The sequence below is a fragment of the Bradyrhizobium lablabi genome (assembly GCF_018129385.1).
Lineage (GTDB): Bacteria > Pseudomonadota > Alphaproteobacteria > Rhizobiales > Xanthobacteraceae > Bradyrhizobium > Bradyrhizobium lablabi_C.
Window position 1 is genome coordinate 383,714 of sequence record NZ_JAFCLN010000004.1, and the last position, 18,286, is coordinate 401,999.

Annotated in this window: 35 protein-coding genes; 19 read left to right on the top strand and 16 right to left on the bottom strand. The window is 58.4% G+C overall.

Going from position 1 to position 18,286, the window contains the following annotated elements:
* Positions 1-15: 15 nt before the first annotated feature.
* The 14 genes from JQ628_RS11375 to JQ628_RS11440 all read right to left on the bottom strand — a co-directional run bounded on the left by JQ628_RS11375 (position 16) and on the right by JQ628_RS11440 (position 7,991).
* Positions 16-564 carry a portal protein gene (locus tag JQ628_RS11375; protein WP_249127743.1) on the bottom strand — a complete coding sequence of 183 codons (549 nt, stop codon included), beginning with the start codon at positions 562-564 and terminating at the stop codon, positions 16-18.
* 8 nt (positions 565-572) lie between these two features.
* On the bottom strand, positions 573-1,886 hold the full coding sequence (locus tag JQ628_RS11380; RefSeq protein WP_212222629.1) for a PBSX family phage terminase large subunit: 1,314 nt from the start codon (positions 1,884-1,886) through the stop codon (positions 573-575).
* Entirely contained in the window at positions 1,852-2,121 is a 270-nt protein-coding gene (locus JQ628_RS11385; RefSeq protein ID WP_212222630.1) for a hypothetical protein, read from the bottom strand. The genes JQ628_RS11380 and JQ628_RS11385 overlap by 35 nt, the downstream gene beginning before the upstream one ends.
* A 6-nt stretch (positions 2,122-2,127) precedes the next feature.
* Positions 2,128-2,352, bottom strand: a complete 225-nt coding sequence (locus tag JQ628_RS11390; protein ID WP_212222631.1) for a hypothetical protein — start codon at positions 2,350-2,352, stop codon at positions 2,128-2,130.
* Positions 2,349-2,633, bottom strand: coding sequence for a hypothetical protein (locus JQ628_RS11395; protein WP_212222632.1), 285 nt, complete (start codon positions 2,631-2,633; stop codon positions 2,349-2,351). Before JQ628_RS11395 ends, JQ628_RS11390 begins: the two co-directional genes overlap by 4 nt.
* Entirely contained in the window at positions 2,633-2,821 is a 189-nt protein-coding gene (locus JQ628_RS11400) for a hypothetical protein (RefSeq protein WP_212222633.1), read from the bottom strand. Before JQ628_RS11400 ends, JQ628_RS11395 begins: the two co-directional genes overlap by 1 nt.
* A 1,449-nt stretch (positions 2,822-4,270) precedes the next feature.
* Positions 4,271-4,864: a DUF6456 domain-containing protein gene (locus tag JQ628_RS11405; RefSeq protein WP_212222634.1), complete on the bottom strand. Its 594-nt coding sequence runs from the start codon at positions 4,862-4,864 to the stop codon at positions 4,271-4,273.
* 1 nt (position 4,865) lies between these two features.
* A complete protein-coding gene (locus JQ628_RS11410) occupies positions 4,866-5,639 on the bottom strand; it encodes a hypothetical protein (RefSeq protein ID WP_212222635.1) in 774 nt (257 codons plus the stop codon).
* On the bottom strand, positions 5,623-5,994 hold the full coding sequence (locus JQ628_RS11415; protein ID WP_212222636.1) for a GIY-YIG nuclease family protein: 372 nt from the start codon (positions 5,992-5,994) through the stop codon (positions 5,623-5,625). The genes JQ628_RS11410 and JQ628_RS11415 overlap by 17 nt, the downstream gene beginning before the upstream one ends.
* Positions 5,957-6,391, bottom strand: coding sequence for a RusA family crossover junction endodeoxyribonuclease (locus tag JQ628_RS11420; protein ID WP_212222637.1), 435 nt, complete (start codon positions 6,389-6,391; stop codon positions 5,957-5,959). Before JQ628_RS11420 ends, JQ628_RS11415 begins: the two co-directional genes overlap by 38 nt.
* Positions 6,392-6,560: 169 nt before the next feature.
* Positions 6,561-6,872 (bottom strand): hypothetical protein, encoded by a 312-nt coding sequence (locus JQ628_RS11425; RefSeq protein ID WP_212222638.1) that lies wholly within the window; start codon positions 6,870-6,872, stop codon positions 6,561-6,563.
* Complete coding sequence (locus JQ628_RS11430; protein WP_212222639.1) at positions 6,869-7,297, bottom strand: GcrA family cell cycle regulator; 429 nt, start codon at positions 7,295-7,297, stop codon at positions 6,869-6,871. Before JQ628_RS11430 ends, JQ628_RS11425 begins: the two co-directional genes overlap by 4 nt.
* Before the next feature lie 56 nt (positions 7,298-7,353).
* On the bottom strand, positions 7,354-7,611 hold the full coding sequence (locus tag JQ628_RS11435) for a hypothetical protein (RefSeq protein WP_212222640.1): 258 nt from the start codon (positions 7,609-7,611) through the stop codon (positions 7,354-7,356).
* Between the two features lie 11 nt (positions 7,612-7,622).
* Complete coding sequence (locus JQ628_RS11440) at positions 7,623-7,991, bottom strand: hypothetical protein (RefSeq protein WP_212222641.1); 369 nt, start codon at positions 7,989-7,991, stop codon at positions 7,623-7,625.
* Between the two features lie 69 nt (positions 7,992-8,060).
* Between JQ628_RS11440 and JQ628_RS11445 the strand changes: the two genes are divergently transcribed.
* Positions 8,061-8,288, top strand: coding sequence for a hypothetical protein (locus tag JQ628_RS11445; protein WP_212222642.1), 228 nt, complete (start codon positions 8,061-8,063; stop codon positions 8,286-8,288).
* A gap of 170 nt (positions 8,289-8,458) precedes the next feature.
* Here the strand turns inward: JQ628_RS11445 and JQ628_RS11450 are convergent, their stop codons facing one another.
* Positions 8,459-8,671 (bottom strand): hypothetical protein, encoded by a 213-nt coding sequence (locus JQ628_RS11450; protein ID WP_212222643.1) that lies wholly within the window; start codon positions 8,669-8,671, stop codon positions 8,459-8,461.
* A gap of 304 nt (positions 8,672-8,975) precedes the next feature.
* Here JQ628_RS11450 and JQ628_RS11455 point away from each other — a divergent pair, with 304 nt between their 5' ends.
* Entirely contained in the window at positions 8,976-9,233 is a 258-nt protein-coding gene (locus JQ628_RS11455; RefSeq protein ID WP_212222644.1) for a hypothetical protein, read from the top strand.
* Between the two features lie 2 nt (positions 9,234-9,235).
* On the opposite strand, the gene JQ628_RS11460 is transcribed toward JQ628_RS11455, so the two are convergent.
* Positions 9,236-9,496 (bottom strand): transcriptional regulator, encoded by a 261-nt coding sequence (locus JQ628_RS11460; RefSeq protein WP_212222645.1) that lies wholly within the window; start codon positions 9,494-9,496, stop codon positions 9,236-9,238.
* A 42-nt stretch (positions 9,497-9,538) separates the two neighbouring features.
* Between JQ628_RS11460 and JQ628_RS11465 the strand changes: the two genes are divergently transcribed.
* The 17 genes from JQ628_RS11465 to JQ628_RS11545 all read left to right on the top strand — a co-directional run bounded on the left by JQ628_RS11465 (position 9,539) and on the right by JQ628_RS11545 (position 18,152).
* A complete protein-coding gene (locus tag JQ628_RS11465; protein WP_212222646.1) occupies positions 9,539-10,225 on the top strand; it encodes an XRE family transcriptional regulator in 687 nt (228 codons plus the stop codon).
* Positions 10,226-10,783: 558 nt separating this feature from the next.
* Positions 10,784-10,999 carry a hypothetical protein gene (locus JQ628_RS11470; protein ID WP_212222647.1) on the top strand — a complete coding sequence of 72 codons (216 nt, stop codon included), beginning with the start codon at positions 10,784-10,786 and terminating at the stop codon, positions 10,997-10,999.
* A gap of 39 nt (positions 11,000-11,038) precedes the next feature.
* The gene (locus JQ628_RS11475; protein WP_433996125.1) at positions 11,039-11,383 is read left to right on the top strand and encodes a hypothetical protein; all 345 of its coding nucleotides are present in this window, start codon (positions 11,039-11,041) and stop codon (positions 11,381-11,383) included.
* Between the two features lie 5 nt (positions 11,384-11,388).
* Positions 11,389-11,688 (top strand): hypothetical protein, encoded by a 300-nt coding sequence (locus JQ628_RS11480; RefSeq protein ID WP_212222648.1) that lies wholly within the window; start codon positions 11,389-11,391, stop codon positions 11,686-11,688.
* A gap of 5 nt (positions 11,689-11,693) precedes the next feature.
* On the top strand, positions 11,694-11,915 hold the full coding sequence (locus tag JQ628_RS11485) for a hypothetical protein (protein WP_212222649.1): 222 nt from the start codon (positions 11,694-11,696) through the stop codon (positions 11,913-11,915).
* 16 nt (positions 11,916-11,931) lie between these two features.
* On the top strand, positions 11,932-12,132 hold the full coding sequence (locus tag JQ628_RS11490; RefSeq protein ID WP_212222650.1) for a hypothetical protein: 201 nt from the start codon (positions 11,932-11,934) through the stop codon (positions 12,130-12,132).
* A complete protein-coding gene (locus JQ628_RS11495) occupies positions 12,129-12,356 on the top strand; it encodes a hypothetical protein (protein ID WP_212222651.1) in 228 nt (75 codons plus the stop codon). Before JQ628_RS11490 ends, JQ628_RS11495 begins: the two co-directional genes overlap by 4 nt.
* On the top strand, positions 12,353-12,550 hold the full coding sequence (locus tag JQ628_RS11500; protein ID WP_212222652.1) for a hypothetical protein: 198 nt from the start codon (positions 12,353-12,355) through the stop codon (positions 12,548-12,550). The genes JQ628_RS11495 and JQ628_RS11500 overlap by 4 nt, the downstream gene beginning before the upstream one ends.
* Positions 12,547-12,954 (top strand): hypothetical protein, encoded by a 408-nt coding sequence (locus JQ628_RS11505; protein ID WP_212222653.1) that lies wholly within the window; start codon positions 12,547-12,549, stop codon positions 12,952-12,954. The genes JQ628_RS11500 and JQ628_RS11505 overlap by 4 nt, the downstream gene beginning before the upstream one ends.
* Positions 12,955-12,962: 8 nt before the next feature.
* Positions 12,963-13,421 carry a hypothetical protein gene (locus JQ628_RS11510; RefSeq protein WP_212222654.1) on the top strand — a complete coding sequence of 153 codons (459 nt, stop codon included), beginning with the start codon at positions 12,963-12,965 and terminating at the stop codon, positions 13,419-13,421.
* Positions 13,418-13,846, top strand: coding sequence for a putative HNHc nuclease (locus tag JQ628_RS34840; protein WP_212222655.1), 429 nt, complete (start codon positions 13,418-13,420; stop codon positions 13,844-13,846). The genes JQ628_RS11510 and JQ628_RS34840 overlap by 4 nt, the downstream gene beginning before the upstream one ends.
* The gene (locus JQ628_RS11520; protein WP_212222656.1) at positions 13,843-14,139 is read left to right on the top strand and encodes a hypothetical protein; all 297 of its coding nucleotides are present in this window, start codon (positions 13,843-13,845) and stop codon (positions 14,137-14,139) included. The genes JQ628_RS34840 and JQ628_RS11520 overlap by 4 nt, the downstream gene beginning before the upstream one ends.
* A 46-nt stretch (positions 14,140-14,185) precedes the next feature.
* A complete protein-coding gene (locus JQ628_RS11525) occupies positions 14,186-14,518 on the top strand; it encodes a hypothetical protein (protein ID WP_212222657.1) in 333 nt (110 codons plus the stop codon).
* 253 nt (positions 14,519-14,771) lie between these two features.
* Complete coding sequence (locus JQ628_RS11530) at positions 14,772-15,179, top strand: hypothetical protein (RefSeq protein WP_212222658.1); 408 nt, start codon at positions 14,772-14,774, stop codon at positions 15,177-15,179.
* Positions 15,176-16,615, top strand: a complete 1,440-nt coding sequence (locus tag JQ628_RS11535) for a hypothetical protein (protein ID WP_212222659.1) — start codon at positions 15,176-15,178, stop codon at positions 16,613-16,615. The genes JQ628_RS11530 and JQ628_RS11535 overlap by 4 nt, the downstream gene beginning before the upstream one ends.
* A gap of 312 nt (positions 16,616-16,927) precedes the next feature.
* The gene (locus JQ628_RS11540) at positions 16,928-17,461 is read left to right on the top strand and encodes a hypothetical protein (RefSeq protein WP_212222660.1); all 534 of its coding nucleotides are present in this window, start codon (positions 16,928-16,930) and stop codon (positions 17,459-17,461) included.
* A 37-nt stretch (positions 17,462-17,498) separates the two neighbouring features.
* Positions 17,499-18,152: a hypothetical protein gene (locus JQ628_RS11545; RefSeq protein ID WP_212222661.1), complete on the top strand. Its 654-nt coding sequence runs from the start codon at positions 17,499-17,501 to the stop codon at positions 18,150-18,152.
* The last annotated feature ends 134 nt before the right edge of the window (positions 18,153-18,286 follow it).

An 18,286-nucleotide genomic window follows, 5' to 3' on the forward strand; every position in this document is an offset into this window, starting at 1 on the left:
GCGCTAAAGCGTCCATCAGTAAGCCGCCTCAGTCATCGGCTTGGCCGTATGCTCCACGATCTCCAGCGCTCCGTTAGAGTCTGCGACCGTCTGCGCCAAGGTCAAATACTGCTCTTCCGTCAGGTCTCGATAGGTCTCGCGCTGCTCTTCCTCGCGCTCTTCCCACCAAATTTTGACAATGCCAACCTTGGACAACAAGGCATCCTTGATGAAGGAATACAGCACCATAAAGCCCGGGTTGTTCTGCATGAACACATGGTTCACGTAGTCGGTTTCCTGCTGCGCCGCCTCCTCGTCCTCGGGACCAACCGGCTCAAACCTGACAACCTCGTCCGAGCCTGCAAAAATATCCATCAGGTTCGGCATCAGGCCTTCAACGGTATCGGCGACGTCCGTTGATACCGTCCGGGACCGCCCCTCTTGCGCCGGCATGTCCTTGCGCATGTCGCCGAGGTAATAATCCATCGCATCGGCCCGCTCTTCTGCGAGCTGGGCAGCAGACATGGCAGCAAGCGCATCCGCCTTTTGGGCGCCGAGCATGGCCTTGAGGTCGGACAGCGGCATTTTAGCCATCAGCGCCAGCCCGCGTTGGCGTATTGGATCGTTCGGTTAAACGCCGCACTGGCGCTGGGCTCCTGATAGCAAATTGCCATCAGACCGAACGCATCCGCCGCATGGCTCGACCAGTCATGCTCAGGCCCAAGTCCGACATTCCGCTGCTCGTCTTTCTTCTCGTGATAGAAGCCTAGTGCGTCACGACCAGCTTCAGTGGTTGCCTCGTTGAACCACATCTTGGGGCCGAGCCTGCGCACGGCTTCAATGCGCATTGCCGCGGCGCCACGGCCCTGGTTCTTAACGGGCGGTTCAACGGTGAAACCGGCTTCGCGTAAGTGGTCCTCGTAACGCTTGCCGGTGACGTTATTCTCGTTAACGCCATCGTGCGGTAGATACAGAATGGCTTTTTGATATCCTCGTTCACGCAACCAAGCGACGTGATAGGCCAAAACCTGTCCGACAGACTCGTAGTAGTCGAGGACTCGAATTTCCTGTCCGACCCACTGGACAATCCAGATGGTGAAAGCGTCAGCGTTAGCGCCAGAGCCGCCGATATCAATGAAAGCCCGCAAAGGCAGTAGAGGATCGGCCTCGACACGCCCTATCCTTCCTTTTGCCTTGGCTTCAGCAAGCAGTTTGGCGAAGTATGCGCCCTCGAAGGCTGTCGCATAGCCGCCCTCCCACACATGATCGTAGCGCTCTGGATATGCCGCCAGATCATGCTTGCGCTCCTCATCAAGAACGCTCGGAAACCACGGATTGTCTTTCCAATTGGCTTGGACAACCTGAGCATTGCCCGGCTTGTTGGCCCTCAGGAAGTCGTCGATCGCGTCGGACTTGCGCCGCGGGTTCCAACTGGCCCAGATCTCCGATCCTTCCTTGCGGATGGTCGGGCGCAACATCATCAGGCTTCGCGCCGTCAGCGTCTGGGCTTCCTCAATCCAGGATCGATGGAAACCTTCCAGCGACTTGATCGATTCCGCCGTGTAGTCCTGCATGCCCCGGAAGATGATAACGCCATCCTTAGGGGTCTGGATTACGTCCTTGAAGACCCTGAAACCGTCAGCCTCGCCAAGGCCGAATTGCTGTAGCTTGTCCTCAATCAGGAGCTTGGCCGAGTCCTTGAGGTCTTTCATCACCTCGCGGATACAGACCATGCGGAGGCCTTCCCCGCACTCACCCGGCATTCTCAGGCCGTCTTCAACACTTAGACCAGCGAAGAAGTGAGATTTCCCAGAGCCGCGTCCGCCGTGCGCCCCCTTGTAACGGGCGGGGTGCAATAGCGGCTCGAAGACCTTAGCTGTCGGGATTTCCAGGGTTCGTGATGACACGGGCGATTTTGTGAATGACGTTTAGCGGGTTTTCGTCGTCGCCGCTGATCTGGGTTGCCGCGAGGTCCGGCATGACCTTTTTCAAAAGGCCAAGCCCGGCAGATACTTGGGTGGCGCTCATCTCTCTTTCGCCACAAGCGTGAGCGATAAGGGCGCTGAGAATGTTGGAGTTTTGGATTTTAACCCGGTGCTCGTCCGACATGCGGAAACCGGCAGTTCGACCACGCTCAGCCATGGCTCGTTACGCCGGCCCGCCGTTGCTGAACTCGGCAAATTCCTGGAGAGCATCGTCCGCTTCCTTCTCAAGCTGCCCGGCCACCCGCTCGATCTCTGCGCTCACTTCCTCGTGCTTCTTGCCGGCGTCCTTGAGCTTTGAAATAGCTTCATCTCGCCTTTGACGGCCACGCTCCTTGATGGCCTGTAGCCGCTCTCGGATGGCGCCGGGCTGATATCCGGATATGCTCATTGGCTCTGTTCTTTTTTTTTAGTCTCGAGAAACGGGCTCGCCAGCGCAGCGCGGATTTCAGCCTCTCCTGCGGTCGGGCCAACCTCTACTGATCGATCGCCGATGTTGAAGATTTGGCTTCTGCCGCCAGCGCCATACCCCATGGTCAGAGATGACCCGCCGGGGATGTCAGCCAGCCTTTTACGCAGATCGAAGATGCCCATGCGGTTGATCTCGTTGATGTCGATTACGGCTTCAGCAAGCGAGCGGTTGAACTCGACGAAGAAGTTGGAGGAAAGCACTAAGCCGGGTCTTTGTCTGGTGCAGTGTACGGCAACCCATCAATGCCGTCGTGATATCCAAATACAGGAATGTTGTGAAAGGCTTGCCCGATTGTCTCGTTGATCTTGTTCTGCTCTTCAAGAGCTTGTCGGGCTCTCTCTGATGCTGCTTTGGATTGATAATCACGGAGTTGAAGTAGTTCGCCCATGTTTCACCGCACCAGAGAATTCGCGTTGAGAGTCATCGGTCACCCCGCAATTCCGATGCCTCACCATCGTCTTGGTACCGCTCGATCTCGCGATTCAAAAACAGAATGCTGGCGCTAAGGCGATAGGTCTGCCGCTCACAGAACCAGCGAATCCCCTCGCCGAGGGCAAGGATAAGCGCGCAGATGATGGCAACGTATAGGTAGTCCATGCCTCAACACGTCGGCTTCATTTGAACGGGACAGCGCTGATTGCCGCAGACAAAGCCGTAGGCCTTGCCGTAATCGAATTTCGCGCCGCACTCTCCACACTGAGAGCCAAGCTTTGTTCCGCACGGGCCATCGCTCGGCAGCGGCGGAACGAAATCATATTTCGGATCGGGCTGCACCTTCCCGACATACGCCGACCTCACCGCTTGAGCCAGCCCGCGAAAGGAGTTGATCTCACTCATGGCGCGTCAAACTCCTCTGTCTGATCACCAGTGGCCATGCCTCCGAGCATTCCGCTGGTAGTGGTCCCCATCCTTTACCGATAGGTATTGCGGAGCCACGGTGGCTCGGTGGCTCGGTGAAACAGTATCCCGCGCCGTTGTCCCGTCCTTCTTGGCGATCAACCCAAGCGGTCTCGGTTTTGTTCGCGGGGGCGACTGGACATAGCCCTACACGGGATACCCAGTCATAAGCCGGTAGCATCGCGGTCATGAGCCGTGAGAGGCGTTCCGACAACCTGTTCCGGGCGGATCATCAGCATATACAGCGCTCTCGGCACCTAGGGCCGGCAGGGGTTTTGGGGAAGCGCGTTGGTTGCCAATGTCCGCCCGAACTCTGAAAAACACGAAACCCGCCGCGATTTCTCGGGCGGGCTCGGAAGTGTCGCAGGCAAATCACTTGCGACAATGACCTCTGTAAGGCCTGTTACCCCCGGTGTCAAGCGAAACATACAGAGGTGTATGGTGCTCAACTCTAAAAACTACCGCCGCCGGAATCAAAGCTGGACGAACTGCTGCTTCCGCTGTCGTAGCTACTGCTGCTACCACTGTCATAGCTTGACGACGACCATGAAGAGCCGCTGTCGTGGCTGCTGGACGGCGCTGGCGGGTCATACGACGGAGATGGCGCGGGGTCGGGCACATGATGTGAACGCGCCGGGTCAGTGTGCAGCGCAGCCCCCAGCGCCGCTCCGATGCTAACCCCGCGCGATGGGCTCAGGGGAATGCCGGTCATCATGCCGATTGCAAACCCGGTGTGATCGAAGCCATCATCATCCCTCGCGCTCAATGCAGAGTTTACAGGCGACGCGGCGGGCGCCGCCCCAATCCCCGCGCCACATCGAGGGCAGCGCTTGCGGAGAAAAGCATAGAAATCGTGACCGCAATTTTCGCATCTAGTCATCGCATTCTCCTCTGTTTTTCCTAGCACATTTCGTAAAAATCTGATACAAGAAAATGCAAGTTAGCCAATGTTTTCAGGCATAACTTGAATTCTCTGCTTCCCGGTTTTCTCAGTTGCAAACCCATACACCCGCGCAAGACAATGCAAACATTCCCGCACGCGCTTGCCGAAATACTCGTCCCAAGCTCGCCCCTTCAGCCCGCGGCGCTCGGCAATCTGCGCCATCGTCCTGCCGCTGATTAGGAAGTCGCTCATGAGCGCAGAGCCGTCCACGCCTAATTCCCAATGTGCCCGCGCCAAACGCTTGGTTGCCCGCCGCTGGCGCTCTGTGATGGGTTCTGGAATCCGTCCGCCATCAACCGCCTCTTTGGAAGGATCGATCGCACGCGGCCCGCGCTCGGCAATCTCGAAATCCTTCTGAAAGGCCCTGCCCCCTTCGTACTGCGCCTCGTCGATATGCTTCCTCGAATGAAAATCCCCCAACGGGTCATCTCGTGTTGACCGCATGACAATCAATCTCCCCCCAAGCTCCATTGGATCGTCTACTTCAATAGGCTGGACATGCTTTCCTATTCCACGATTGAACTCAGTGGCCCTGCGGTCGTGGGCGGGGTTGAAGGGCTTGCCACGTCGGCGGCGGATTTGTGCGTTCATTTCAGTGCCCCTGTGATGCTATCTTTCGCCCGTCAGGCAAAAGGCCGTGCTTGGTAAGCAACTCAACTGGCACTTGGGAAACATCGGTGAATGGCGAATGCCGCGACCAACTTCCCAGCTTGGCAAACTGCGCAACAGCCTGCTCCGGCGTTTGCCGCTCGGACGGCACGAAGGCCGGGCTGGCATCCGCCGGCTGATCCAACCAGCGATCCTGGTGCAGCCAGGTTGCCGGATTACACCATTGCCGGTCTTTCGGTTTGGTCCGCACGTAGGTTCGCAGCCCGCCCATGACGAGCGCCCACTCAACGCCGCGCTTGCGGACGGCTTCCAGCTTCTGGATCGCAGCCGACTTCCCGACCCTGTGGGGATACTCAGCCCAAAACTTTTCCCTGAAGTCAGAAGGCCAATCGTCCGCGCGCGCGTCTCTCTCTTCTCTCCTCTTCTCTCCCTCTTTCTCTAGGCTAGCATCGCGCTTGCAGTCTGCTAGCGCTTCGCTATCAAGGAAGAAACCTGAATCAATCAAAGGCTTTATGGCGCTCCGCAGCTCAGCCGGCGAAACCCGGAACCGAAACGCCATTTCCTCCATCGAGGCGGTGATGACACCATCCTCGTACTCACTCGCTAGCAGCCACAACATCGGCGCTAGCGCTCTGCTAGCGACCGGCAAGCGGTGGTAGTCGAAGTTATCCAGCAGGCCGCGATGCAACTTGATCCAGGCTGGCGAGCGGTCCTTGTAGTGCTGGAATTCCCCCCAGTTCTTAGGCGTGATGCTCAAAGACTTCCCCCGCCCAAGGCCAGATATTCAGTTCGGCAGCCATCCTTTCGAGCCGCGCTTCATTCTCGAAATACTCCTGAAACTCGAAATCACAGTCCACGCTCTCGATCGCTAGATCGGCCTCCATGTCGAACCACTCGCCGGCCAATCTCGTGCCGCTGTGGACATCATGGAATATCTGCTCATGACGGAGGGCATCGTTGCGATCGCGGCACTCCCGCAGATGCAGGATTTCGACCCGGAATGGGCACCCGGTTTGGATGGTCGATAGCCTGCCCCCCGGCGAGGACGTAATGCCGACCTTTACCGGCCCCTCTTCACGCCCGATGACGTATATGTAATGCCGCTTGTTCATGGTCCTGCCCGTCTGGTGATGCCTGTGATGCTGACGCAGACGCAACTGAGAACAAAGGTTCAATCGTAATCCGGCAGCCCTCTACTTCATCGGACCAAGCCAGATTGATCTTACGGACTACTGAGTTGTTGTCGGCCTCGATCAGTCCATGGGATACAAGGAAATCCAAAGGGGCCTTGGCGAGGTTGTCGAGGTCGCGCAGCCGCTTGTCAGGCTCCTTGAACTCAAGGGTGAGATTGACCGGCCCGCCCACCTTAGCCGGCCGCTGGCGCAACAGATCCACCCTAGCTTCCATCAGCCAGTAATCATATCGCTGCGAGCGAATCCGGCCCTTCTTCACGTTGATGAAGAGGTTATTCGTCGAGGGCGGGAATGGAAGGCGAAGAACGGTGCTCATGCCGCCCTATTCTCCTTCCGGAGCTGCGCCGTCATTTCATCCCGCAACAAATGCTCAAGTTCTTGCCGGCGGATGGAACGCACTGGAAGATCAAGGATGATCGATCGCAAATGTGCTATCCGGTGATGACGAGGTAACCGCTTTAGTCGGGTGATGGTCTGGTAAAGGGTCATGGCGAAATACCCTGTTGGACAAACGGGGGGACCGCAAGCGGCGCTTCGGGTGAAGTCGATCGCCTGCGCGAGGTCGCAACCCGGTAAATCTTCCGCGCTCGCATATCCGGCTTAAGCCAGTACCGCACGGTGCTGCGATCTCGACGCATCACGAGCGCGATTTCACAATGATTTAGGCCCGCGGCCTTCAGGCGCTTGATGGCATCGATCCTGGCGGACAGATGCTCTTGCCGCTTCGACTTGAAGAAGTCTTCTTCGCCAAGCCTGTGCTCGGCCATGACGGAACGAACGAGTTTGTATCCCTTCATGACAGCCTCGCCGTGTTCTGCACTGCCTGAGCCAACATCGCCCGCAACTCGCCCTTGGTCATCTCAGGCATAAGGGGAAGATGCTTGCGGTATTCGGCAGACGTTCGGCTGGCGCCGCTGGCGAGGAACATTGCTCGGACGCCGCGCTTGGTGCTGAGCGACTGTTTGCGCTTGGCCCGATAGCGATCCTGCCGGAGCCTCGCGTTGGCCCTGGTGATCTCGGCCGGCTGGCGGGTATAGACGCGATTGCGTGGGCCGCCCCGCTTCTTGACCATGGGCTGGGGCTCGCGGAGCCTGTAGAGCTTGCCGAGTACGGAGTTACGGGTGCATCGCAGTTTGGCTGCGATGTCTGTTGACGATTCTCCTTCAGCCCATAGCCGTTTAAGCGTGGCTATGCGCTCGTCAGTCCAGAAGTCGATTCCCATTCCCTACCCCGTCTCCTAGGTTTGCCGCGCTTCGTGATGTCGGGCGGCGGGTTACTTCACTGAGCGGTCATTGGTTGCGTTTCGAGAGCCTTCAGAGCGGTCTTGCTCGCGGATTCATGCATAACCCTGAAGACTCGCTGCATTGCCTCCTCGTAATCGTGCGGCTCAGTAACCAGGATGGTCGCCATCAAGCATCCCAGAACAGCCGCAACCGAGTTGACCGCCCTTGCCGTCGCATCGATGTCGCACGCCAGAAGTTCTGGCTCGTGCTCGAAAATCAGCTTCGTCAAATCCATTGGCAGGCTCTTGCTCATCTCACCCTCCCCTATCGTCGTCCGGCAGAATTGCTTCCGCCCATTCGAGAAGTCGCCTCCCGCAGGCCGTCAATATCCGCGCGATAGAAGTCCGTATCGCCCGAATTAAGCCTCGCCTCCAACCTCGCGAGGATGAGTTTCGCTTGCTGTAGTTCATTCCGCGCTGCCCTTTCGTTCTTGATGCGCAACGCTTCCCTGATCTGGTCGAGTTCATATTCCTCGACTGTTCTTGCTTTGCGGTACCAGAGGTCAAACGTCCTCCAGTATTGAAGCCGAGCCATCCGCGCCGTGCGGTCAATGACGCTCTTGATCCGCTCGCCAGAAGCCCATGGCTCCGACAGTTCACGCAGTAGTTCCGACGCCAGAACAAGGTCGCTCATGACGTCCTCCCAACGGTTTTGGGAGTGTTCTGGTTTCCCTCCCAACGGTTGAGCTTCAGTTTCTCACCCATGACGCAACTCCATAACGATGTGGGACAAATGGCCTTTGGATCGATCGGCTTTCACGCCGCACTTATTATCAACCGCCTGCGAACACAGGCGCAGCTCACCTCAGGTCGCCAGGATCATGACGAGGATTGCGAGTGGAACGCTGGACGCGAGCGCAACGATGAACAGAAGCCCGACAGCGAGGGCGGCTCCGTCGATCAACGCTTGAATAAAAGAGGCGGGCTGTGAAGCCGCGCCCAAGTTGGAGGGCGCCGCCTGTGCACGGCTCTCCCTCGGGAGGAACGGAATGATGTTTTGGTCGGCATGAATGTATTGCGTCGTGCCGATGCGAGAGCGGTCCGGTGGTTGTGCCCCCGACGCCGGACCGCTCGTCTCTTTTCTGATGGAGCGCCAGTGGGTCACTTCGGCGGGTCCTTGAGCTGTACCGCGATTTCACCAGAGGCGATGCGAAGTCCGATGATCTTTGACGCCAATGATTGCGCCCGATTCCAATCGCTCGCGAGAACCGCAGCTTTGAGACTGACGCGCGATGCCGCGATCTCATCGATCATTCGAGAAATCGGCCAGTTTCGAAGCGCGCCGTCTCCAAAGGGCATCGTCAGAATAGTCATGCAGCAATCTCCCCTCTCGGATCACCAGTCGTGACGGCGCAACTTGTTCGGTGGGAATGGTCCAAACGCCTCGTCATGCCGCACCACTTTGTTGATCTGCGTCAACGAGGCGCGGCACGAACTGCATGTGTGTTTCAATGCGAGACAATGCACGATGAACAACACACGGAACTGTATCCGTCATTTTGCGGTCACAATCGCGTCGGGTTTTTGATGACAGCGCGAACATTGTCTGCCACATTATCCCGCTCAACCTTCGGATGCGGGCGGCGACCATCCGTACAAGCGCTGGGGAAGTGCGGAAATGGGAATGGTAATGCGGGGGCCCCGGGACGTGGATGTTCCGGAGATTTTCGTCGATTGGTTCGAGCAACATCAAATTGCGAACGGCGTTCTGACCTGTCTCGCCGTGCGCTGTCACAACGGAATCATTCACCCGACCGTTCGCATTACGATGCCGTCGTCTTACCTGGGCCGCTCGATAGAGGGCGCCATGAAGGCGGCCGATCCCGAGCTGATGGAAATGATCAGGCGACATCCATTGCATCGCTTGATGAGCTGACATCAGGCGACCCCAACTTCGTGGGAGGTGTTCGTGCCCTCGCTTGAGGGATTGTCGGCTGGCGTCCACAGATCAGGACGCAGGGCTGACTTCGAAATCTCGCCTTTCGTGAAGTCGTCGATCGCCAAAGCCAGCTTCGGGCCTGCACGCCCGGATTTCTTGGCCTTGTTGATCAAGGGCTGAGACAGCCCAGTCTTGCTTGCCAGCTTGGCCTCGGAGCCGCCGGCGAGTTCGATAGCGCGTTCTATGAGATTGCTTCCCATAACCATTATTCATAACCGGGGTTATGGGAAAGTCAAGAACCAATGTTATCGAGACTCGATATAACTAACGTTATACCGTCCACGGGTATGGAACCCGGTGGAATCATCAGAGAAGCGCGCAAAAAGAAGGGCTGGTCCCAAAAGGAACTGGGGGACCGGATCGGCATTTCGCAGCCGGCCGTCAAGAAGATTGAGGACGGCGCCACCAACCAAACCAAGTTCCTGCCGAAAATTGCTCAACTCCTTGGGCTGGATCTAGCCGAGCTGGATTCGTCGCTGAACAGCCAGATGGTTGAGGAGCCCCCTCCTCCGTTCCAGACCACTGGCCGGCCGGATTTCAAAATCTACGCATCGGCAGAAGGCGGGCCCGGCGAGATCGTCCGCTCGCCTGAGCCCGTGGATTTCGTTCCTCGCCCCACCCACCTGATCCACGTTCGGGACGCCTATGGCCTCCTGATTACTGGCTCGTCGATGGAGCCTGAATACAAGGCCGGGGAAATGGCGATAGTCGAGCCGTCAATGCCGGTCATACCTGGCGAGGTCTACATTTTCTACGCGGAAAAGGACGGCGAGGCCCGGGCGACCATCAAGCAGCTCCGCAGAGCCACGAGCGATCGATGGTTGGTGACCCAGCATAACCCGCCGGAAGGGGTCGCGGCCGATTTCTCGCTGTCCAAAAAGGAATGGACAGTCGCCCACAGGGTAACCGGCAAATTCGCCCGGAGATAATCTAATAACAATTCGTAGAGACCATTCCCCCGCCAAGCGGCATGGAGGTGCAATGCGTGGCGGCGGCTGCGGGCGCCTGCACGACTACGGGCGGCTTGTTTTGGCCGGCCTCTAACTGGGCCCGGCAAGCTACGTAGGCGTCTGAGCCGGGTTTTGCCCCATAGGATTGGCACTTCTGATCATCAAAATATAACTGCCGCGCGACCGGACTCACGGCCAACAGAGTTGCCTTTTCCTTGGAGAGCCCCTGAGAAATGCCAAAATCGAACATGGCCTGTTGTTCGACCGTAAAGCCTGAGGAATTGGGCGCACGCGCGGCTAGGCAGCCGCACAGCAAGATCGGCAAGAACAAGCCCGCGAGAAGACCTCTCATCACCCGAATCCTCCGCCCGTGGCTTCGGGCAACAACCAAAAACCACAACCAAAGCACGCAGTAAATCGCCTAGGCACGCCGAATTGTGCGTCGCATCATAACTTTTTTCTGCTCCGATAACTTTTCTTATTGACGGTTATCATAACCTAAGTTATCGTGCTCTCACCAAATCAGGGGAGCACCACATGGCCATCACCGAAACCCGCAAAGACCTTCTGGAAGCGCTCTGCCAAATCCAGAACCACCCGGCTCACAATCACCACGACATCCTGACGATCACCGGCTGCGGCATGTCGGACGAGGAAGTCCGGGCTCACATCGAAGCCAACGTCCAGCAGATCATCGACTGGAACATGGAGCAGGCCAACAAGCCCGCTCGCAAGAGGAAGGCGGCTCACTAAGCCGCCCCACCACCCATCCATAGAAACAGAGACGAGCCAATGTCAGTCCGAACCGTCACCTTCTCCTACTACGTCGTAATGCTCAGCTACGGCCCGCGCTATGTGGATGGCATCCGCGTTGCAGTCGGCGGCCGGGAAGCCATCGTCGATCCGGAGGTTACCCGGCGCGAAGTAATCGACCGCATCCGTTCCGGTGAATATCGCGCCGACGAGATCGACTTCATCCACCACATCACGATGAACGACGCCCCTCGGGACGTGAAGGATGAGCTGATCGCAGAAGCGCAGGTTCGCGTCTTTCCCGATGTCCCCGAGTTCGACCATCAGTCCGCTCGTTTCGACCACCAGCGCGATCTGCGCAAGCACTACTCGGCGGCGGAGTAACGGGGATGGCGAAACCAAGCCTTAAGCGCGGAATTTCCGGACAGGCCAATGCTGCGAGCCAACCTTTCCGCATCAATGGTTGGGCGCCCGACTGGCAGGCCCGCAAACTGAACGTGAACGCGCTCTCGAAAGCGCCTTCCTCCGGCTCCCGCACCATGCAGGGCCTTGTCGGCGGCTTCCTTGCCGAAAGCCTTGGCCTCGGGAGGGTGCGTGGGGATTACGAGCGCGCCGTTGCTCATGCGCAAACCCGCGTCACGCATCCGCTTCTGCGTGACGACGAGCAGCAACGCGAAGCCGCGGAGTGACTGCCATGCAGCCCCGCGACGAAGAGATCGTCTCCCTTTGGCAAGCCTACCGCGATCAATCCGGCGTAGCGATCGCCAATGCTCACCTCTCAGTTTTCATGCAGCCGCCAGAATACACGGCGCTGATGAGCGAGATCGAAGAGTTAGTCAGTGAACGGGATTTGCGTACATGTGTGATGCCAACGTCTTTCTCGCGATTGCCGCCACAGTACTTGGAAGCGTTTTGATTGGGAGGCTCCTGATATGGGCGACCTTGGCAATATGACCTACGGCATTCGCGCCAACGCGGCTGATGTTTGCGATGTCTGGATGAAAGACCCGATGCGGCGTCATGAGTTCGGCCCTCGTGAAATCCATGACATTCGAGAAGCAGTATTCGGCCTCAAGGCTTTGTTGGACGAGTACGACCGGCGGAATGCTCCGCATGTGGTCTACCGCCGATGATCCCCACCCCCTGCGAGAACTGCGACAACGTGCACGCGGAAACGCGCAAGCAAGGTCCGGCTCGCTGGGTGTGCGTGAAATTCCCCAGGCTGGAAGGGCTGTCACCCGTGGCGCCGACAGCCTGGATCGATAAGGAGCCGTACATGCGTTGCGTAGGAATTAACGGCGGCTTCTGCCCGATGTTCGTGAAGCGCCGCGAGGGCCAAAAAGACAACGGCCTGTGAGCGTTCAAGACAAGTACGTAGAGGCCGCTGTCGCGGTCATGAAGCTGGCGAAGACCGATCAAGAGTTGGTCGATTGGTGGAAAGGAGAAAAGCAGAACCGAGAAACCCTGCAACTGAGCCCGGACACATCGCCCGGCCTCGAACTCTACGAAGAACTCAAATCATTCCGCAACACACTGAAAGAACCAACATGAAAATTTCCGAAGAATTTCCGAGTCAATACCTGAAGGCCTCCGACCTTGGAGGGCGGGAAATTCGCGTCACCATGGGCCGCGTCGAGCGTGAAGAGATCGGACAGGACAAGAAGCTGGTTCTGTACTTCAAGGGCAAAGAAAAGGGCATGGTCCTCAACAAGACCAATGCCAACACTATCGGCGACCACTACGGCGACGATACCGATGATTGGTACGAGCAGCCGCTGATCCTGTTTGCGATCAAGACTGAGTACCAGGGCAAGCCCGTGGATGGTCTGCGCTGCCGTGTCCCGACCGCGAAGGATAATCGCGAGGCCCAGCCCCGGCGCGATGATCCGATCACGACCGGCCGGCAGACCGGCGGCATCAGCGACACGCAGCTCAACGACGACGTGCCGTTCTGAGGCCCGCCATGAACTCGCCAGTGGCATTCAAAGCGACTTACAGCGACTTCAAGCTCGTGAAAACGCGCGCTGTCGTGCAGGTCATCTTTGAAGTGCCGCTGGCGGATTCAAATGAAGTTCTGGATATCCTTGGTGGCATGCCCAACGCAGCAAATGAGCGATGGTTTGGGATTGCCCCTCTTCGAGAACCGATCACGGACGCTCCCGAAGGCAAGCAGAGCAAGAACTGGCGCGAGCTGTTGCCGTCCGCGCAAGCGGGCATCCGGTGCGCGGAGCCGATCTTCTGGGCCTTCCTGAGGGAAGAGATGAACATGAGGGAGGAAGGAAGCGCGGACAACGCAGCATCCTTCGTCAGAGCGCATTGCAAGGTGAACTCCCGCGCTCATTTCAATTCGAACCCGGCCGCCAAGGCGGTTTGGCAGTCGCTGGATAATCAATTCCAGGCTTGGAAGGCAATTCAACTGTGACCGCACAACGCATCATACGCCCCGCCACGGCTTTCTCTGTAGCTTCAACAAAACAGAAGCGCCCCCGCGAACGGGACAACAATCATCTGGCGTTCATTCGCTCCTTGCGTTGCTGCATTTGCGGCGCCCCAGGTCCGGACCCGGCTCACATCCGATCGGCAAACCCTGTCTACGGAAAACGAGAGACAGGCGGCGGCGAGAAGGCCTCCGACAAGTGGACGGTCCCGCTATGCCGAGCGCATCACAACGAACAGCACGCCTATTGCAAAGCGCCCACCACACATTTCGACCCGATCACGGCAGAGCTTCGATGGTGGGCCAGCATGGGAATTGACCCATTCGGCCTTGCGCTCTCGCTCTACGCAGCAACCGGCGATGACGAAATCGCGGACGGAATCTTGCGAGCGAACATGAGGACAGCATGACGACACCGGACCCCCTCAAAAACCCATTCAGCCCGGAGTTCTACGAATCCGCCCTGCCCGGCAACGAGACATTCACCGAGGCTGGCTTGGATTATTTCAAGGCCAAGGCGCTGGCCGATCAGATGCCCGCTCTCTATCGGGAACGGGTCTCACAACTTGTCATTCAGGCATTCGAGGAATCGAAGCCGCTGCCCGTCACCGAGACGATGCGGGATGAGGTTGAGGGTCATTACGGCAATCCGGGATTAGCAAAGCTGTGGGGGTGGTTGAGACCATTCCCACCGAGAAATTAGCACGGTCACGACTGGTGATCAGAGACCTTTAACGAGGAGAGAAGAGATGGACGCTGAATTGAAAGCGAAGTGGGTTGAGGCGCTACGGAGCGGGAGATACGAGCAGGACTCGGGGTCACTGATTTCTCGCGTCGGTCGCCGATCGTCGTTTTGCTGCCTTGGCGTCCTTTGCGACACGCAGGGGACTCAGTGGGGTGAGATTGGTGACGCAGGACTACTTGATGGGATCGAGGTCCGCGACGCGGGCCGGTCTTATCTGTCTCCTTTCGCACTTGCCCGCTTTGGCCTCGACGAAAGCCAGCAACAGAAGCTGGCGGGCATGAATGACGCTGGGCGCTCCTTCGACGAGATCGCCGACTACATCGAAGCCAATCTTTGAGGCTGAGCAGTGAAAGACGAAGACCTCAAGATCAACGGCCTAGCGAAGTGCATCGACGCAAGATGGACCGACTTGCTTGTCGAAGGGAAGGACTACCCCGTCCGTGAATTGCATGGGCGGTACATCACGATTGAGAACGGCGGGCGAGACAAGGGCTGGAGGGCCAGCAGGTTTGTGTTTCACCGCACCACCGAACCCGCGTCTGCACCTATCGGTCAGGCATCACCGTCTTTGACGCAACAGGAGAAGTGAAATGCTCGCACAGAATTTCAAGACGGCGGAAGACCTCGACATCACAGAGCCGCAGAAGGATGCGCTGATCAAGACGCTGGTGTTGCTTGAGACAGGGAAGCTGGTGCACGACCGCGGCCATTTCCAGGCTGCTGAGCGAGAGGAAATGGGGACAATAAACCGTTTCAGCATGCGTCTCGTTTTTGCGAAGGGCGATTGCGGCACGGTTGGATGTATCTGCGGAATCGCAGAGACGCTTGGCGGGGAAGGTATCGGCACACGCTACGGGCATGCGCTGGACAATCTTTTCTGCCCACCCTCAAAAATCGTTGGAAATTGGGCCAACATCACCCCCGCGCAAGCCGCCACCGCCCTCCGCAGTTACCTCACGACCGGCGACGCTCGCTGGGATTTGGCGGTGACGTCATGACCAATCCCCGCCCCGGCATCCTCAGAAGCGAAGCCGACATAGACAATGAACGTTGCGCTCGCAACGCCCAATCCCGCCAGCACGCCGGCCAGGATCACGTCAACCCGAACAAGGGCGTGAGGACGAGCGACCAGCTCCCTGTCGATGTAGCTCCTGCCCAAGCTGCTACAGATGACGCAGAGGCTGTCACCGTTCTGGCATACCTACGCAATTGCGCCGACCATTGGGACGGCAGCGCGCGCCTGATCGGCGATGCTCGGGCCCGAGATATTTCGCGGGTCTGCACGATCGCAATAAAGGCCCTTACTCCCACCCCTCCCCCGCCAGTCGAAGGACGAAGGGAGGAGCGTGCCCTGCTGCTCTATCTAGCGAACCGAATCGAGGAAATCGAGCCTTCATGGCTGCCAATTTCCGGACACGTTCGGAATGTCACTTTTACGCTCAACGAAGCCGACGCGATCATCACGACACTTCGATCTGCCGCCCTCACACCCTCGAAGGATTCAGAACTGGGCGGCTCTCGTTCAGGGGAAGTGGTGGCGTGGCAGTGGTTCTGGAAGAGCCGTGGCAAGTGGTGCGATCTAAAGGACCCAGACCCGAAGGATATTCAAGAACTTCGCGACAACGGAACGCCAATCCGAGCCCTCTACGCCCATCCCTCAGCGGAAATGGAGGCGTTGGAGCCTCTCAAGGAACAGCTTGTAGAGCTTTTCAACTTCATCAATGAACCACCACAGTACGAAGACCAACGGATGGTTCGCGACTATCGACACGAGCTTGCGCGGAAATTCCTGCCGTTCTTCGATAAGTTGAACGCCGCCCTCTCACAGCAGTCAAGCACTGAGCCGCGATCTGCGGGGCGATGTGACAACAGCCTGGCCAACGCGATAAAGGTCATCAAAGCCGAGGAGTGCCCATTCAAAGACGGCCCCATGGCGGATGGCTGGGCCGAGGCATGGGCAACCTTCCTGAATCGTCTTGGCGACGAAGATGGGACAAACGAACTTTTCGCCAATAGCGCTCCGAACATTCCCGGGCTCAGCGCAGACGAACACTTGAAGATGATCCTGGCGTTTGCCAGATCGATTAGCGAAAGCAACTTCAAGGACATCGCCTTGCATATCCGGCGGCAGGCCGAGGATGCGCTTCGAAGCTGTCCCGTGGTCAACGACAAGCCAGGCGGGCCGATGTCGGTTGACGATCTACTGTTTGCCTTCCGCCATTGGAATTTTGAGGCTGGAGGCCCGTGGAATAGTCACGATCGCGCTCTGCGCTGCATGACGCGAGCAGTCGAAATCATCGAGTCACTGCAAAAATCGGGGCAAAACCTCGTTGATGAGATCGCCCGCAGCGGCACGCATGAACGATGGAAGCAGCTCGCGAACGCGCTTCATGCTTGTCGCATTCCGGCTGAGTGCTCGGAGGCCGGCAAATGAGCGAGCAGCTTACGAAGCGAGAGCAAAAGTGCTGCCATCTCGGAGCATGGGGGCTCGACGGGCAATCGCTTTCGGCTTGGCGCAAGGAATTCAAGGCAATTCCGACGTCTGAGCACTGCAAGGATTGTCCTGCCCGCGTCAGCGACACGGAGGGCGGGCGATGAACCGCCTCCTCGATTGGACCGGCTACCGCCTCCTGATGCTTCTCCCGCTGTCCTGGTGCGATCCTGACACGCGGTTCGGGGTCTGGGTGCTTCAGCGCGCCGGCAGCTTTGCGCATCCATCGACAATGCTTCATCGGGAGGATGGCCGGTGAAGCTCGGATACGCTGACCCTCCCTATTTCGGCTGCGGCAAACTCTACGCCGAGCACCACCCGAACGCGCTCGATTGGGACGATCCAAATACCCACCTCGAGCTGGTGGACCGGCTTGAGGCGGACTATGCCGGTTGGGTGCTGCATGCCTCTGCGGCCCCGGAGAGCATTGCCCTATATGCCCCGCTGGTCATCAAGACAGGCGCCCGCTGGTGTTCCTGGGTGAAGGGATTTGCGGCCTTTAAGCGCAACGTGCCCGTGGCTTACGCCTGGGAACCCGTCATCATCAAGCCGGCGCGCAAACCCGTCGTCAGCAAGCGTCTGGTGATGCGGGACTGGATTCAGGAGAGCGTCACACTGAAGCGCGGCCTGACCGGCGCCAAGCCTGAGGCCGTCGTTCACTGGGCCCTCGAGCTGGCGGCGGCACGCCCCGACGATGAACTGGACGATCTTTTCCCCGGCACTGAAGCCGTGACGCGCGCGTGGGCGACTTGGCGCGGGAAATTCGTTTTGCCGGAGGCCGCCGAGTGATGAAGCATTCTCCGCAACAACGCGAGGGAGCGGCCGAATGACAACTAACCGCTCCAGCGAGGAACTGTTGATGCGCGAGCACGTCGAGGCTTGGGGCCGCAAGCGGTGGCCGAGTGCTCGCGTTTTCCACGAACTGGTTGCGGGTGAGTGTCGCATCGATATCGCCTTTATCTGCCCGAACGATCTGATCGGCGTCGAGATCAAGTCGAGCAAAGATGTGCTGACCAGGCTCGATAAGCAGGCCCGCGTGTTCCGCGACTGCTTCCCTGAATTTTGGGTCGCTATCGCGCCGAAGTGGAAGGACTCGCCCGACAAGCCCTATTTCCACAACGAGATTGTGGTAGGAGAAGAAGGGATTGTTCCCTCGCAGTGGCACAGCATTAGGCCGCAACGGAATAAGGCGCCCTACAACGCGATGCTTGGGCTGCTGTGGGCTGACGAGGCTCGCGCCATTGCGGCGAGGAAAGGATGCCTTTCCGGGAAGAGAACGCCGCTGCACACCGTGCTGCCGGAGCTGGCGCTGCGGTTGACGGGCGCAGAAATCCTCAACGAGGTTTGCAGAGAGCTGCGCGGCCGAAGCACCAAGTTCAAGGCCGACGAACCGATCCGGCTTGAGCCGCAAGCATCGGCAGTACCAAATCTTTTCCGTTCCGAGCCCGCACTGTTTCCGCAGCAGCGGGGCGCCGAATGAGCATCATTCCGCCCACGGTATCCCCCCGCGAGCTGGCCGAAAGCTACGGCTGGTCCGAAAGAGATGTGCGGGAAACCGCACGGCGGCTCAATGCCTGTATTGGCAGCGGGCGGCTGATGCGGCTTACTAAGGAG